This window comes from Streptomyces sp. NPDC001068, assembly GCF_042897315.1.
Lineage (GTDB): Bacteria > Actinomycetota > Actinomycetes > Streptomycetales > Streptomycetaceae > Streptomyces.
The window spans coordinates 153,868-169,199 of sequence record NZ_JBIAYD010000016.1 but is presented as its reverse complement, the minus strand read 5'-3'; the positions used below and the strand labels follow the sequence as shown (position 1 = coordinate 169,199).

Here is a 15,332-nt window from a genome sequence, read left to right as displayed (position 1 = left end):
GCGACGACCAAATGGCTGTTGGCGTCGATGACGACCTGCAGGTTGGTCGAGTAGCGGTAGTTTTTACTGGAAGCGGCGATGCTGCGGTCGCGGGTAGGCACCAGGGTGCCGTCGACGATATAGACGGTGTCCTTGCGCGGTCGACGGGCTGGCGAGATGGCCAGCAGGGGTGCGAGGTGATCGAGAATGCGGTCCGCCGCGGACTTCGAGACTCCGAACAGCGGCGCTATCTGACGCAAGGTGAGGTTCGTCCGCCAGTACGTGGCCACCAGCAGCACCCGGTCCTCCAGCGGCAGTCGCCAGGGGCGGCCGCGCTGTACGGCGCCGCCACGGCGCCGTACCAACGCAACCAGCCTTGCGAACTGCACCTCGGACAGCCCGGAGAACGGCTCGATCCACTTCGGATCATCCGCTGAGATCACCCCACCCATGCCCAGGCAACGCAGCAACCGCCACACGGGTTACGGGACAACCTCTAGGCCGCGCCGCGCTGCAGCGCCTCGCAGACCGCCGTCGACTCCCGGACGCCCAGCTCGACCGCGCGCCCGCAGTGCGCGATCCAGGCGGCCATGCCGTCCGGAGTCCCGGAGACGTACCCGTCCAGGGCCGCCGCGTAGGAGGCGCGGCCCAGTTCGGCGTGCCCGACCTCGGCGGGACAGACCGACTTGGGGTCGAGGCCGCTGCCGATCAGCACGATCCGCTCGGCCGCGCGCGCGACCAGCCCGTTGTTCGAGGTGAAGGGCCGCAGCGCGAGCAGCTCGCCGTGCACCACGGCGGCCGTCACCAGCGCCGGCGCGGCACTCCCCGCGATGATCAGTTCCGCGAGACCGTCGAGACGCCCCGACACCTCGTCCGCGTCCGGCAGCGGCAGCTCGATCAGCGGCTCCTCGACACGCTCACCGGCCCGGCGCGGCCGGCCCACCTCGTCGTCGCCGGTCGCGGCCGCCACCAGGTGCAGCCGGGCCAGCACGCGCAGCGGGGACTGCCGCCAGATGGAGAGCAGCTGGCCGGCCTCGGCGGTCAGCCGCAGGGCCGCGCCCACCACGCGCGCCTCGTCGTCGGCACCGAAGTCGGAGCGCCGCCGGACCTCCTCCAGCGCCCAGTCGGCGCCGGACAGCGCCGCACTGCCCCGGGCGCCGCGCAGCGCGGCCTCGGAGGTGACGGCGTTGCTGCGGCGCCGCATGACCCGGTGCCCGTAGACCCGGTCCACGGCCTTGCGTACGGACTCCACGGACTCGGCCACTCCGGGCAGCGATCCGAGGGCCGCGAGCGGATCGGCGGTCGCACCTGTCGTACTCATGAGTACGACCCTACGCACCCCCTGCCCGCCACTCCACGAAGGAGTGGTCTTCTTCACTTCCCCTGACACGTACAGCTACTGTCCGACTACGCTTTGTGAACATGAAAATTGCTTTCGTGGGGAAGGGCGGCAGCGGCAAGACCACGCTCTCCTCCCTATTCATCCGCCACCTCGCGGCAGCCGGTGCGCCGGTCGTCGCCGTCGACGCCGACATCAACCAGCACCTGGGCCCCGCTCTCGGCCTCGACGAGAGGGAGTCGGCGGCGCTGCCCGCCATGGGCGAGCGGCTCTCCGTGATCAAGGACTACCTGCGCGGCAACAACCCGCGCATCGCCTCCGCCGCGACGATGATCAAGACCACCCCGCCCGGCGAGGGTTCGCGGCTGGTCAGGGTCAGGGAACCCAATCCGGTCTACGACGCCTGCGCCCGCCCGGTGGAACTCGACGGCGGTGCCGTCCGTTTGATGGTCACCGGGCCCTTCACTGACGCCGACCTGGGGGTCTCCTGCTACCACTCCAAGACCGGAGCGGTCGAGCTGTTCCTGAACCACCTCGTCGACGGCTCCGACGACTACGTCGTGGTCGACATGACGGCGGGTTCGGACTCCTTCGCCTCCGGCCTGTTCACCCGCTTCGACATCACGTTCCTCGTCGCCGAGCCGACCCGGAAGGGGGTCTCCGTCTACCGCCAGTACAAGGAGTACGCCCGGGACTTCGGCGTGGTGCTGAAGGTCGTCGGCAACAAGGTGCAGGGGCAGGACGACATCGACTTCCTCCGCGCGGAGGTCGGGGACGACCTGCTGGTCACGGTCGGGCACTCGGACTGGGTGCGCGCCATGGAGAAGGGCCGGCCGCCCCGGTTCGACCTCCTGGAGGACGCCAACTCCCGCGCCCTGCGCACTCTCAGGGTCGCCGCCGACGCCACGTACGAGCTGCGGGACTGGGAGCGCTACACCCGCCAGATGGTCCATTTCCACCTGAAGAACGCCCAGTCCTGGGGGAACGAGCGCACCGGGGTCGACCTGGCCGCGCAGATCGACCCCGGTTTCGTGCTCGGCGAGGGAGTGGCGGCACCCGCCTGACGGAGGTGGGCACTCCGCCGGCGGGAGCAGCTCCCGCCACCCGCCGAAGCCGCCCTCGTGCCGGCTACTGCTTCACCGCCGGCGCCCCGGGCACCCCCTTCGGTGCCGGGGCGGGCCGGCCGGAGAGGAAGGACGCCCAGCCCTGGCGCGGGGCCTCGCCCACGTCCAGGGTGCGCAGTCTCGCCAGGACCTTCGGGTCCTGGGCGTCGAGCCAGTCGGCCAGCTGGTGGAAGGAGACGCAGCGCACCTCGGGCTTGTTGCAGACGTTCTCGATCACCTCGTCGATGGCCCGCATGTAGGTGCCGCCGTTCCAGGACTCGAAGTGGTTCCCGATGACGAGCGGTGCGCGATTGCCGTCGTAGGCCCGGTTGAAGCCCTGGATCAGCCCGTCACGCATCTGGTCGCCCCAGTAGTCGTACTTGTCGGGGTCGCCCTGGGTGGAGGTGCCGGACTGGTTGACCATGAAGTTGTAGTCCATGGTCAGCTGCTCGAAGGAGTGGCCGGGGAAGGGGACGAGCTGCATCGACAGGTCCCACAGCCCTTCCCGCTTCTTGGGCCAGACCTGGTCGTTGACACCGCTGGTGTCGTAGCGGAAGCCCAACTGGCTCGCCGCCTTCACGAAGTTCTTCTGCCCCTCCAGGCAGGGGGTGCGGGCGCCGATGAGCTCCTTGTCGTAGTCGAAGGGCAGCGGGGCGGCGTTCTTCATGCCCGCGTTGGTCTTCCAGCTCTTCACGAACTTCTTGGCCTGGGCGATCTCGCTCTTCCACTCCGCCACCGACCACTCGCCGACACCTCCGTCGGGACCGCAGAAGTGCCCGTTGAAGTGGGTGCCGATCTCGTTGCCCTCCAGCCAGGCCAGCCGCAGCTGCTTGACCGTGTCGGAGATGCCCTGCTCGTCGTTGAAGCCGATCTCGGAGCGGCCGGGTGAGTGCTGCGGGGGGCGGTAGAGGTCGCGCTTCTCCTCGGGCAGCATGTACACGCCGCTGAGGAAGTACGTCATGGTCGCGTTGTTCTCCTTGGAGACCTTGCGGAAGTGCGAGAACAGCTTCTGGCTGTCCTCGCCCGCGCCGTCCCAGGAGAACACCACGAACTGCGGGGGCTTCTCGCCCGGCTGAAGCTTCTCCGGCCGCGGCAGACGGGGCTGCGCTCCGGTGTACGCGGTGGAACCGTCACCGATCAGACGGACCACGCTCTGGGGCGCCGGTGCTCCTTTCTGTGGCCCGGGCGCCCCCTCCTCGGTGCTGGTGCCGGTCGCGCAACCCGCCAGCGACGCGGCACAGGCCGCGGCGGCCACGGCGCCGGCGGTGATCCTCTGGGTGGCAGCCAATTCCGCCCACCTTCTTCCTTCTCTCGGCGAACGCCGATCACGACGTTTTATGGCGGTGTGCCGGGTATGTGCCGACAGCGCCGCCAAGGTCGCATAGGACCGAGAGAGGGATTAATACGACAAGCCGATGAACTGCTCACTTCACCCATGGAGGTGAGCATGTGCCCCATTTGCACAGAAAATCCATGCACGACTTTTACTCTGCATTACGATTCATTTACTGAGCGTTGATTCATCCCGCCACTGCACGCCGTGACCCACGGCCGCGACCACGCCCCGGCCCCCTGGCGAGGGGACCCCCTGTTCCGCGACCGCGCTGCCCCGGAGGAGACGGGAAACATGTCGTCAGCCTGCGTACCCACCCACCCCGAGAACCTCGGACCCGCCCGGTCCGGAGCCCCGTCCGGAGCCCCGGCCGAGGCCACGGCTGCCGGGCCCGCCAAGGACTCCGACCGCCCGCCGGGCCCACCCGCGCCCCCGCGCGGCCGCTTCCGGATCGAGGGCGCCGATGTGTCGGCGTCCGTCGCGGTCTTCCTGATCGCCCTGCCGCTGTCCCTGGGCATCGCCCTCGCCACCGGCGCCCCGCTCCAGGCCGGCCTGGTCGCGGCGGCCGTCGGCGGGCTGGTCGCCGGGCGGCTCGGTGGCTGCCCGCTCCAGGTCAGCGGCCCGGCCGCCGGACTGACCGTGGTCACCGCCGATCTCATCCACCGCTACGGCTGGCGCACCACCTGCGGCATCACCGTCCTGGCCGGCCTGGCCCAACTCGGTCTGGGCTGCCTGCGGGTGGCCCGTACCGCGCTCGCCGTCAGCCCGGCCGTGGTGCACGGCATGCTCGCCGGCATCGGTGTCACCATCGCCGTCGCCCAGCTGCACATCGTGCTCGGGGGCAACCCGCAGAGCTCGGTCCTCGCCAACATCCGGGCGCTGCCCGCGCAGTTGGCCCACCTGCACCCGGCCGCCGTGGCCATGAGCGTGCTGACCCTCGGCCTGCTGTTCGGCTGGCCCCGGATCCCGGGCAGAGCGGGCCGCGCGCTGCGCACGGTTCCGGCGGCCTTGGTCGCCGTCGCCGGTGCCACCGCGGTCGCCACGCTCACCGGCCTCACGCTGCCCCGGGTCGACCTGCCGTCCTGGAGCAGTCACGCCCTGGCGGGGCTGCCCGAGGGGCCCGCGCTCGACATCGTCGCCGCGGTGCTCACCACCACGCTGGTGTGCAGTGTGCAGTCGCTGCTCGGCGCGGTCGCCGTGGACAAACTGGTGGCCGGCCGCACCGGACCCCAGTCCCGGGTCGGCCGCTCCGACCTGGACCGCGAACTGCTCGGTCAGGGCTCGGCGAACATCGTCTCCGGGGCACTCGGCGGACTGCCGGTCGCGGGGGTCGCGGTGCGCAGTTCGGCGAACGTGCAATCCGGTGCCGTCAGCCGGAACTCCACGATGCTGCACGGCGTTTTCGTAGTAGCCGCCGCGCTGCTGATGGTCCCGGTCCTGGATCTCATCCCGCTCGCCTCGCTCGCCGCCCTGGTGATGGCCGTCGGCATCCAGATGGTGTCCCTGCACCACATCCGCACGGTGACCCGCCACCGTGAGGTCGCGGTGTACGCCGTCACCACTCTCGGGGTGGCGCTCATCGGTGTCCTCGAGGGTGTGCTCCTCGGGGTCGCCGTGGCCGTCGCCCTGTCCCTGCACCGCCTCGCCCGCACCCGCATCACCCACGAAGTACAGGAAGGAGTCCATCGCATCCATGTCAGAGGACAGCTGACGTTCCTGGCGGTCCCCCGGCTCAGCAGAGCCCTGCATCTCGTACCCCACGGCGCCCGCGCCGAGGTGGAGCTGGACGGCTCCTTCATGGACCACGCGGCCTACGAGTCGCTGCGGGACTGGCAGCGGGCCCACACCGCGCAGGGCGGCTCGGCCGAGCTCACCGGCTGCCGGGTGGGCGTGCGCGCACCGGAGTACGGGCACGCGCCGGAGCACGGGCCTCGTCCCAGGCCCCGCCCGGAGCCCGGCCATGGATCCGGCCCCGCCCGGTGGGGCCTCGCCCGCTGGGGCGGCAAGGCGGCCGGGACCGGTCATGAACTCGCCCACGGGATCGGCGTGTTCCAGCGTGACACCGCGCCCCTGGTGCGGGACGAACTGGCCCGGCTGGCGCGCGACGGGCAGCGGCCGTCGCAGCTCTTCCTCACCTGCGCCGACTCCCGGCTCGTCACGTCGATGATCACCTCCAGTGGTCCGGGTGACCTGTTCGTGGTCCGCAACGTCGGCAACCTGGTCCCCCCTCCGGGTGAGGAGAACGGCGACGACTCGGTGGCGGCGGCGATCGAGTACGCGGTGGACGTGCTGAAGGTGCGGTCCGTCACGGTGTGCGGGCACTCCGGATGCGGGGCGATGCAGGCGCTGCTGGGTTCCGGGTCCGGGGGTGGCACCAGTCCGCTCGGGCGCTGGCTGCGGCACGGGCTGCCGAGCCTGGCGCGGCTGGCCGACGACGGCTGGCCGGGGGTCCGGCTGGCCGGCCGGGCGGCGGCGGACACGGTGGAACGGCTCTGCCTGACCAACGTGGTCCAGCAGCTGGAGCACCTGCGGGCGCACGACTCGGTGGCGCGCGCGCTGGCCGCCGGGGAGCTGGAGCTGCAGGGCATGTACTTCCATGTGGGCGAGGCGCAGGCGTATCTCCTGCGCCGGGCCGGCGACGAGGAGGAGGGTGAGGTGTTCGAGGGGGTACCGGGCGCGGAGGAGCTGCACAGCCCGGCCTGAGAGCGGGCGGCGAGGGCCTGCCGGCGCCGTCCAGGCCGGCGCCGGTGGGCCTCGCGCGGCCCGCCGCACCCAACAGGTCTAAACCAATTTTTGGACGGCCCTTGTCACCGGACCCCCGGGTCTGATGAGCTGTGGCCTGGGACACAACGGACACCCTTGGAAAGGGAGATGTCGTGAGCAACGAAAGCCTGGCCAACCTCTTGAAGGAGGAGCGACGCTTCGCGCCGCCCGCTGACCTGGCCGAGAACGCCAATGTCACGGCCGAGGCGTACGAACAGGCCAAGGCTGACAGGCTCGGCTTCTGGGCCGCGCAGGCCCGTCGGCTGACCTGGGCCAAGGAGCCGACCGAGACGCTGGACTGGTCGAACCCGCCGTTCGCGAAGTGGTTCAAGGACGGCGAGCTCAACGTCGCGTACAACTGCGTGGACCGGCATGTGGAGGCGGGCAACGGCGACCGGGTCGCCATCCACTTCGAGGGTGAGCCCGGCGACAGCCGCGCGATCACCTACGCCGAGCTCAAGGACGAGGTCTCCAAAGCGGCGAACGCGCTGCTGGAGCTCGGCGTCCAGAAGGGCGACCGGGTCGCGGTCTACATGCCGATGATCCCGGAGACGGCGATCGCGATGCTCGCCTGCGCCCGGATCGGCGCCGCGCACTCCGTGGTCTTCGGCGGCTTCTCGGCGGACGCGCTCGCCACCCGCATCCAGGACGCGGACGCCAAGGTGGTCATCACCTCCGACGGCGGCTACCGGCGCGGCAAGCCGTCGGCTCTCAAGCCCGCCGTGGACGAGGCGGCCGGCAAGGCGGGCAACGTCGAGCACGTGCTGGTCGTCCGGCGCACCGGCCAGGAGGTGGCCTGGGACGACACGCGGGACGTGTGGTGGCACGAGATCGTCGAGCGGCAGTCGGCGGAGCACACGCCCGAGGCGTTCGACGCCGAGCACCCGCTGTTCATCCTGTACACGTCCGGTACGACGGGTAAGCCGAAGGGCATCCTGCACACCTCGGGCGGCTATCTCACCCAGGCGTCGTACACGCACTGGGCGGTGTTCGACCTCAAGCCGGAGACGGACGTGTACTGGTGCACGGCCGACGTCGGCTGGGTGACCGGCCACTCGTACATCGTGTACGGGCCGCTGGCCAACGGCGCCACCCAGGTGATGTACGAGGGCACCCCGGACACCCCGCACCAGGGCCGGTTCTGGGAGATCGTGCAGAAGTACGGGGTGACGATCCTGTACACCGCGCCCACCGCGATCCGGACGTTCATGAAGTGGGGCGACGACATCCCCGCGAAGTTCGACCTGTCCTCCCTGCGGGTGCTGGGTTCGGTGGGCGAGCCGATCAACCCCGAGGCCTGGATCTGGTACCGCAAGCACATCGGCGCCGACAGGACCCCCATCGTGGACACCTGGTGGCAGACCGAGACCGGCGCGATGATGATCTCGCCGCTGCCGGGTGTCACCGCGACCAAGCCCGGTTCCGCGCAGACCCCGCTGCCGGGCATCTCGGCCACCGTGGTGGACGACGAGGCCCACGAGGTGCCCAACGGCGGTGGCGGCTACCTGGTGCTGACCGAGCCGTGGCCGTCGATGCTGCGCACCATCTGGGGCGACGACCAGCGGTTCCTGGACACCTACTGGTCGCGCTTCGAGGGCAGGTACTTCGCGGGTGACGGCGCGAAGAAGGACGACGACGGCGACATCTGGCTGCTCGGCCGGGTGGACGACGTCATGCTCGTCTCCGGGCACAACATCTCGACGACCGAGGTGGAGTCGGCGCTGGTGTCGCACCCGTCGGTCGCCGAGGCGGCCGTGGTCGGCGCGGCCGACGAGACGACCGGGCAGTCGATCGTCGCCTTCGTGATCCTGCGCGGCACGGCGAACGCCGAGGACGAGGGCCTTGTCGACGCGCTGCGCAACCACGTCGGCGCCACGCTCGGCCCGATCGCCAAGCCCAAGCGGGTGCTGCCGGTGGCGGAGCTGCCGAAGACCCGCTCGGGCAAGATCATGCGCCGGCTGCTCCGTGACGTCGCCGAGAACCGCCAGCTCGGTGACGTGACCACGCTGACGGATTCGACGGTCATGGACCTCATCCAGGCGAAGCTCCCGGCGGCGCCGAGCGAGGACTGACCCGGACCCCGACGTCCCGGAGGGCGCCCGGCGCGAAACGCGCCGGGCGCCCTCTTTGCGCTTAGCGTGAGACCCACCTGGCACCCTCGGAACATCTTAGGTAAACTAAGCAAAGCAGTGTAAGCCTCAAGGTGTGCCGGGAAGTCTGGTCGGCAGTAGTTCCGTCCTGCCCACCGACCGGAGGTCCCGTGTCCGCGCCCCGCACCACCACCGCCCGCAAGGTCCTCGGCCGGCTCTCACTGCCCGAGCGGACCTTCGTGGCGGACGCGCTGCGGACCGAGACCGTCGGCGGTGTGCTGCTGCTGATCGCCGCGGTCGCCGCCCTGGTCTGGGCGAACGTACCGGGGCTGCACCACAGCTACGAGACCGTCGGCGACTTCCACCTGGGCCCCGGCACCCTCGGCCTGAACCTCTCCGTCGCCCACTGGGCCGCCGACGGCCTGCTGGCGGTCTTCTTCTTCGTCGCCGGCATCGAACTCAAGCGTGAACTGGTGGCCGGCGACCTGCGGGACCCGAAGGCGGCCGTACTACCGGTGGTCGCCGCACTGTGCGGCATGGCGGTTCCGGCGCTCGTCTACACCCTCACCAACCTCGCCGGCCACGGCTCCACCCAGGGCTGGGCGGTGCCCACGGCCACCGACATCGCCTTCGCGCTGGCGGTACTGGCCGTCATCGGCACCTCGCTGCCGGGCGCCCTGCGCGCCTTCCTGCTCACCCTCGCGGTCGTCGACGACCTGTTCGCGATCCTGATCATCGCGGTCTTCTTCACCGCCAGGATCGACTTCGCCGCGCTCGGCGGCGCGGTCCTCGGACTGGCCGTCTTCTGGCTGCTGCTGCGAAAGGGCGTACGCGGCTGGTACGTGTACGTGCCGCTCGCGCTCGTCATCTGGGCGCTCATGTACAACAGCGGCGTGCACGCGACCATCGCCGGTGTCGCCATGGGCCTCATGCTGCGCTGCACCACCCGTCAGGGCGAACAGCACTCCCCCGGCGAGCACCTGGAGCATCTGGTGCGGCCGTTGTCGGCCGGGCTCGCCGTGCCCCTGTTCGCGCTCTTCAGCGCGGGCGTGAAGGTGTCCGGCGGAGCGCTCGGGGACGTGTTCGGCAGACCCGAGACGCTCGGGGTGGTCCTCGGGCTGGTGGTCGGCAAGACCGTCGGGATCTTCGGCGGGACCTGGCTGACCGCCCGCTTCACCCGGGCCTCGCTCAGCGAGGACCTGGCCTGGGGCGACGTCTTCGCGGTCGCCTCGCTCGCCGGCATCGGCTTCACGGTGTCGCTGCTCATCGGCGAACTGGCCTTCGAGGGCGACGCGGTGCTCACCGGCGAGGTCAAGGCCTCGGTGCTCACCGGCTCGCTGATCGCGGCCCTGTGCGCCACCGTGCTGCTGAAGATACGCAACGCCCGGTACCGGCGGCTGGTCGAGGCCGAGGAACGGGACGACGACCGGGACGGCATCCCGGACGTCTACGCGCAGGACGACCCGGCGTACCACCTGCGGATGGCGGAGATCTACGACCGCAAGGCCGCCGAACACCGCCGGATGGCCGCCGAGAAGGCCGGTCAGGCCACCGGGCAGCGACCGCGTTGAGGCCGCCGACGGCACGACGCGCGTGCCGAAGTACTGGGCGGGGCAGGCGCGCAGGGCGACCGTCCGGCATGATCTGACGAGACGGTACAAAAGACGATGACACGTACGCAGAGGGAGACCGCGATGAGCGCACCCGACGGCAGCCCGGTCGGTGCCGAACGCAGCATCGGCCAGTTGTTCGCCTCGGCCACGGCCGAGATGTCGGCGCTGGTGCACGACGAGATCGCGCTGGCCAAGGCCCAGCTGAAGCAGGACGTCAAGCGGGGCGCGACGAGCGGCGGCGCCTTCTCGGTGGCCGGCGCGCTGCTGCTGTTCTCCCTGCCGATGCTCAACTTCGCGCTGGCGTACGGCATTCGCACCTGGAGCCACTGGAACCTCGCGATCTGCTTCCTGCTCTCCTTCGCGGCGAACGTCCTGGTGGCCGTCGCCCTCGCGCTGATCGGCGTGGTGTTCGCGAAGAAGGCCAAGAAGGGCAAGGGCCCCCAGAAGGTGGCCGCGTCGATGAAGGAGTCGGCGGGCGTACTGCAGAACGCCAAGCCGCACCCGCGTCCCGCACTCCCCAGGGATGACGTGCCGGCCATCGAGGCTGTGGGACGCTCGTCGTCATGAGCGATCCCGCCCCCTCGCCCGTCCGGCTCGAAGGCCCATGGACCCACCGGGACGTCGCCGCGAACGGCGCGCGCTTCCACATCGCCGAACTCGGCGACGGCCCGCTGGTCATGCTGGTGCACGGATTCCCGGAGTTCTGGTGGGCCTGGCGGCACCAGCTGGTGGCGCTCGCCGACGCGGGCTTCCGCGCCGTCGCCATGGACCTCAGGGGTGTCGGCGGCAGCGACCGGACCCCACGCGGCTACGACCCGGCCAACCTGGCCCTCGACATCACCGGCGTGATCCGCTCACTCGGTGAGCCGGACGCCGCGCTGGTCGGCCACGACCTGGGCGGCTACCTGGCGTGGACCGCGGCCGCCATGCGCCCCAAGCTGGTACGACGACTCGCGGTCGTGTCCATGCCGCACCCGCGGCGCTGGCGCTCGGCGATGCTCCGGGACCGCCGGCAGTCCGCCGCCGCCTCCTGCATCTGGGGCTTCCAGCGGCCGTGGGTGCCCGAGCGGCAGCTCACCGCCGACGACGGCGCGCTGGTCGGCCGGCTGATCCGGGACTGGTCGGGCCCGCGGCTGCCGGAGGACGAGGCGGTGGAGACGTACCAGCGGGCCATGTGCATCCCCTCCACCGCACACTGCTCGATCGAGCCCTACCGCTGGCTGGTGCGCTCGCTGGCCCGCCCGGACGGCATCCAGTTCAACCGCCGGATGAAGCGTCCGGTCCGCGTCCCGACCTTGCATCTGCACGGTTCCCTGGATCCGGTGGCCCGCACCCGCAGCGCCGCCGGCTCCGGCGAGTACGTCGAAGCCCCGTACCGCTGGCGGCTGTTCGACGGACTCGGGCACTTCCCGCACGAAGAGGACCCGGCCGCGTTCTCCACCGAACTGATCAACTGGCTGAAGGATCCCGAACCCGATCGGTGACCGGGCCGATACGCCCGGTATCCGGATCTGCACACCTGTTCTACGAACGGCCACATGCCTGGCGCATAGGCCGATTGGGGGCCGCACCGGAGGTTATCGACCTTGGGGCGGGGGCAGACGTCGGGGTATGGGCTGGACGCACGACTACAGTGACGCACCCCGCAACCGCCGTACGGCAGGCGGTCTGGGCTCCCATCGAGGAGCCGTCCCGCAGCTGCCGGGCACGGACCTCAGGGTGGGGATTCCGCACATTCTGCGCCGCCGGGCCCGCTGGGTCTCGGTCCGTCTGCGTCATACCCGCACATGATCGATCACAGCGCGCAGCTGTCGGTCCCGACCTGCTGATTCGCCGTACGGCCCCGGGCGATGTCCGGCTGGATCTCGTCGGCCGTCAGGGCGTACCCGGTGTCCGCGTCGTCCAGTGACTTCGCGAAGACGACCCCGTACACCCGGCCCTCGGGTGTCAGCAGCGGTCCGCCGGAGTTGCCCTGGCGGACGGTCGCGTACAGCGAGTAGACGTCTCGGCGGACGGTGCCCCGGTGGTAGATGTCCGGGCCGTTGGCGGTGATGCGGCCTCGCACCCGGGCGGCCCGGACGTCGTAGGAGCCGTTCTCGGGGAATCCGGCGACGATAGCGCTGTCACTGGTCCCGGCGTCCCGCGCGGCGAACTTCAGCGCGCGCGCCGGCAGGTTGGGCACGTCCAGTACGGCGATGTCGCGCTGCCAGTCGTACAGGACGACCTTGGCGTCGTACCTGCGGCCCTCGCCGCCGATCTGGACGGTGGGCTCGTCGACGCCGCCGACCACGTGCGCGTTGGTCATGACCCGGCGGTCGGCGAACACGAAGCCGGTGCCCTCGAGGATCTTGCCGCAGCTCTGCGCGGTACCCGTCACCTTGACGATGGACCGCTTGGCGGTGGTGGCCACCGCGCTGTTGGCGAGGGCCGGATCGGGCGGCGACACGTCCGTGATCGGTTCGTTGGCGAAGGGGCTGAAGACCTGCGGGAAGCCGTTCTGCGCGAGGACCGCGGAGAAGTCCGCGAACCAGGTGTCGGCCTGGTTGGGCAGCGCCCTGGACACCCCGAGGAGCACCTTGGAGCTGCGGACCTCCTTGCCGAGGGTAGGCAGGGTGGTGCCCGCGAGGGCGGAGCCGATCAGCCAGGCGACCAGCAGCATCGCCAGCACGTTCACCAGCGCGCCGCCGGTGGCGTCCAGGGCGCGGGCCGGGGACCAGGTGATGTACCGGCGCAGCTTGTTGCCCAGATGTGTGGTCAGGGCCTGTCCGACCGAGGCGCAGACGATGACGACGACCACGGCCACCACGGCGGCGGTCGTGCCCACCTCCGCGTTGTCGGTCACCGCGTCCCAGATGACGGGCAGAGCGTAGACGGCGACGAGTCCGCCGCCCAGGAAGCCGATCACCGACAGGATGCCGACGACGAACCCCTGGCGGTAGCCGACGATCGCGAACCACACGGCGGCGACCAGCAACAGGATGTCCAGCACATTCACGGTGGACACCCTGTCATGACCGCCAGTCGAGCGGGACCAGCTTCTCGCGGTCCCAGGAGCGCTCCCATCCCGCGTAGTGCAGCAGCCGGTCGATCACTCCGGCCGTGAACCCCCACACCAGGGTCGATTCGACCAGGAATGCCGGACCTCGATGACCGCTGGGGTGCATGGCGGTCGCCCGGTTGGCCGGATTCGTGAGATCCGCCACGGGGACCGTGAAGACCCTCGCCGTCTCGTTCGGATCCACCACGTCCACCGGGCTCGGCGCGCGCCACCAGCCCAGCACCGGGGTGACCACGAAGTGGCTCACCGGGATGTACAGCTTCGGCAGCACCCCGAACAACTGGACCCCGGCCGGGTCCAGCCCGGTCTCCTCCTCGGCCTCGCGGAGAGCGGCCCGCAGCGGCCCGTCGGCCTTCGGGTCGCCGTCCTCGGGGTCGAGGGCGCCACCGGGGAACGCCGGCTGCCCGGCGTGCGAGCGCAGGCTGCCGGCCCGCTCCATGAGCAGCAGCTCCGGCCCCTGCTCACCCTCGCCGAACAGGATCAGCACGGCCGACTGCCGCCCCGTGCCGTTCTCCGGGGGCAGGAAGCGGCTCAGCTGGAGGGGCTGGACCGTCTCCGCGGCCCGCACCACCGGGTCCAGCCACTCCGGCAGGCCGTCCGTGCTGAGCGCCACGCCCGCGTGCGGGTCCCCCGTGTGCGCCTTGCCGCCCTGTGTCATGGCTTCCCCCGTCCCGACCTGCTGCCCCGGCCTGCCTGTTCCAACGCCCGACGACTCCTTGATCGTTCCGTGTTCGGCCCCTGAGAGGATCCCTGGGTCACATCCCTGACGCGCCCAGCGGCGGCGCCGGCCTGCCGCCCGCGTCCAGATAGGCCTGGGGCGGCTTGAGCCGCTGCCCGGGGAAGCCGCCCTTCTCGTACTTGAGCAGCTTCTTCGCCTTCTCCGGGTCGGTCTCGCCCTCGCCGTAGGCCGGGCAGAGCGGGGCGATGGGACAGACCCCGCAGGCGGGCTTGCGGGCGTGGCACATCCGGCGGCCGTGCCAGATCACATGGTGCGACAGGTCGGTCCACTCACTCTTGGGGAACAGCGCGCCGACGGCCGCCTCGATCCTGTCGGGTTCGCTCTCCTCGGTCCACTTCCAGCGCCGGACCAGTCGCTGGAAGTGCGTGTCCACGGTGATGCCGGGCCTCCCGAAGGCGTTGCCCAGCACGACGAAGGCGGTCTTGCGGCCGACGCCGGGGAGCTTGACGAGGTCCTCGAGCCGCCCGGGCACCTCGCCGCCGAACGATTCCACCAGGCCCCTGGACAGCCCTATCACCGACTTGGTCTTGGCCCGGAAGAATCCGCAGGGCCGCAGGATCTCCTCGACCTCCTCGGGGTTGGCCTCGGCCAGTTCCTCGGGGGTGGGGTACTTCGCGAACAGCGTCGGGGTGGTCTGGTTGACCCGCAGGTCGGTGGTCTGCGCGGAGAGCACCGTGGCGACCAGGAGCTGGAAGGGGTTCTCGAAGTCCAGCTCGGGGTGGGCGTAGGGGTAGACCTCCGCGAGCTCGCGGTCGATCCGGCGGGCACGGCGCACCAGCGCGGTGTGCGACTCGGGCTTCCAGGCCGCCCGCGACTTCCCGGCCGGGGTCTTCTCGGCCGTGGTCTTCTCGGTCACCGCCTTCTTGGCGGGCGCGGCCTTCTTGGCCACCGCCTTCTTCGCCGGTGCGGCCGCCGCCCTCTTCGCCGCCACCTTCACCGGTGCGGCCGTCTTCTTGCCCGATGCGGCCTTCTTCGCCGCGGCCGTCTTCGCCGTGGCTTTCTTCGCGACCGCCGCCTCAGTCGCGGTCGCCGCCTTCTTCGCCGACGTCTTTTTCGCCGGTGCCTTCTTCACGGCCTTCGCCGCCTTCGTCGCCTTTTGCGGCTCACCGGAGGCAGTATCGGACCCCTGTTCGCCCACAGCGGAATCACGACGTACAACCACCCTCGCAGCCCCCTTGGCCTGTGCTCTCACCGGCGATTTGGACACTCGGCCAGCCTAGAGCCCGGCACCGACATCCGCCCCGGACCCTGAAGATCGGCCCCCGATTGGACCCCTGCCGCTTACCTCGGGACACCTGTGCGGCATCCTTGTGAC

General features: G+C 70.8%; 12 protein-coding genes and 1 pseudogene. 7 read left to right on the top strand and 6 right to left on the bottom strand.

From position 1 onward, the window contains the following. Together ACFY3I_RS37445 and ACFY3I_RS37440 are read right to left on the bottom strand one after the other, a co-directional pair. A partial coding sequence (locus tag ACFY3I_RS37445) for a transposase family protein (RefSeq protein WP_390865446.1) occupies positions 1 to 431 on the bottom strand: 431 nt, incomplete at its 3' end. Between the two features lie 44 nt (positions 432 to 475). After that, the gene (locus tag ACFY3I_RS37440; RefSeq protein WP_365286566.1) at positions 476 to 1,300 is read right to left on the bottom strand and encodes an oxidoreductase; all 825 of its coding nucleotides are present in this window, start codon (positions 1,298 to 1,300) and stop codon (positions 476 to 478) included. Positions 1,301 to 1,401: 101 nt separating this feature from the next. Between ACFY3I_RS37440 and ACFY3I_RS37435 the strand changes: the two genes are divergently transcribed. After that, a complete protein-coding gene (locus tag ACFY3I_RS37435) occupies positions 1,402 to 2,382 on the top strand; it encodes an ATP-binding protein (RefSeq protein WP_390865440.1) in 981 nt (326 codons plus the stop codon). 64 nt (positions 2,383 to 2,446) lie between these two features. Here ACFY3I_RS37435 and ACFY3I_RS37430 read toward each other — a convergent pair whose 3' ends face one another. After that, entirely contained in the window at positions 2,447 to 3,709 is a 1,263-nt protein-coding gene (locus tag ACFY3I_RS37430; RefSeq protein WP_390865439.1) for a hypothetical protein, read from the bottom strand. 339 nt (positions 3,710 to 4,048) lie between these two features. Here ACFY3I_RS37430 and ACFY3I_RS37425 point away from each other — a divergent pair, with 339 nt between their 5' ends. From ACFY3I_RS37425 to ACFY3I_RS37400, 6 genes and pseudogenes are all read left to right on the top strand, one after another. Further along, on the top strand, positions 4,049 to 6,457 hold the full coding sequence (locus ACFY3I_RS37425) for a SulP family inorganic anion transporter (RefSeq protein WP_390865438.1): 2,409 nt from the start codon (positions 4,049 to 4,051) through the stop codon (positions 6,455 to 6,457). Between the two features lie 173 nt (positions 6,458 to 6,630). Then, the gene (gene acs, locus ACFY3I_RS37420) at positions 6,631 to 8,589 is read left to right on the top strand and encodes an acetate--CoA ligase (RefSeq protein WP_390865437.1); all 1,959 of its coding nucleotides are present in this window, start codon (positions 6,631 to 6,633) and stop codon (positions 8,587 to 8,589) included. Between the two features lie 188 nt (positions 8,590 to 8,777). Further along, positions 8,778 to 10,250: pseudogene (gene nhaA, locus ACFY3I_RS37415) on the top strand (Na+/H+ antiporter NhaA). A gap of 51 nt (positions 10,251 to 10,301) precedes the next feature. Further along, complete coding sequence (locus tag ACFY3I_RS37410; protein ID WP_365286578.1) at positions 10,302 to 10,787, top strand: phage holin family protein; 486 nt, start codon at positions 10,302 to 10,304, stop codon at positions 10,785 to 10,787. Beyond that, positions 10,784 to 11,704, top strand: coding sequence for an alpha/beta fold hydrolase (locus ACFY3I_RS37405; protein ID WP_390865435.1), 921 nt, complete (start codon positions 10,784 to 10,786; stop codon positions 11,702 to 11,704). Before ACFY3I_RS37410 ends, ACFY3I_RS37405 begins: the two co-directional genes overlap by 4 nt. Before the next feature lie 127 nt (positions 11,705 to 11,831). Next, positions 11,832 to 12,011, top strand: a complete 180-nt coding sequence (locus ACFY3I_RS37400) for a hypothetical protein (protein WP_390865434.1) — start codon at positions 11,832 to 11,834, stop codon at positions 12,009 to 12,011. Between the two features lie 4 nt (positions 12,012 to 12,015). Here ACFY3I_RS37400 and ACFY3I_RS37395 read toward each other — a convergent pair whose 3' ends face one another. From ACFY3I_RS37395 to nth, 3 genes are all read right to left on the bottom strand, one after another. Then, a complete protein-coding gene (locus ACFY3I_RS37395; protein WP_365286835.1) occupies positions 12,016 to 13,215 on the bottom strand; it encodes a MarP family serine protease in 1,200 nt (399 codons plus the stop codon). Between the two features lie 13 nt (positions 13,216 to 13,228). Next, positions 13,229 to 13,936, bottom strand: a complete 708-nt coding sequence (locus tag ACFY3I_RS37390) for an NUDIX hydrolase (RefSeq protein WP_390865433.1) — start codon at positions 13,934 to 13,936, stop codon at positions 13,229 to 13,231. Between the two features lie 97 nt (positions 13,937 to 14,033). After that, the gene (gene nth / locus ACFY3I_RS37385) at positions 14,034 to 15,089 is read right to left on the bottom strand and encodes an endonuclease III (RefSeq protein WP_390865432.1); all 1,056 of its coding nucleotides are present in this window, start codon (positions 15,087 to 15,089) and stop codon (positions 14,034 to 14,036) included. Positions 15,090 to 15,332: the final 243 nt, after the last annotated feature.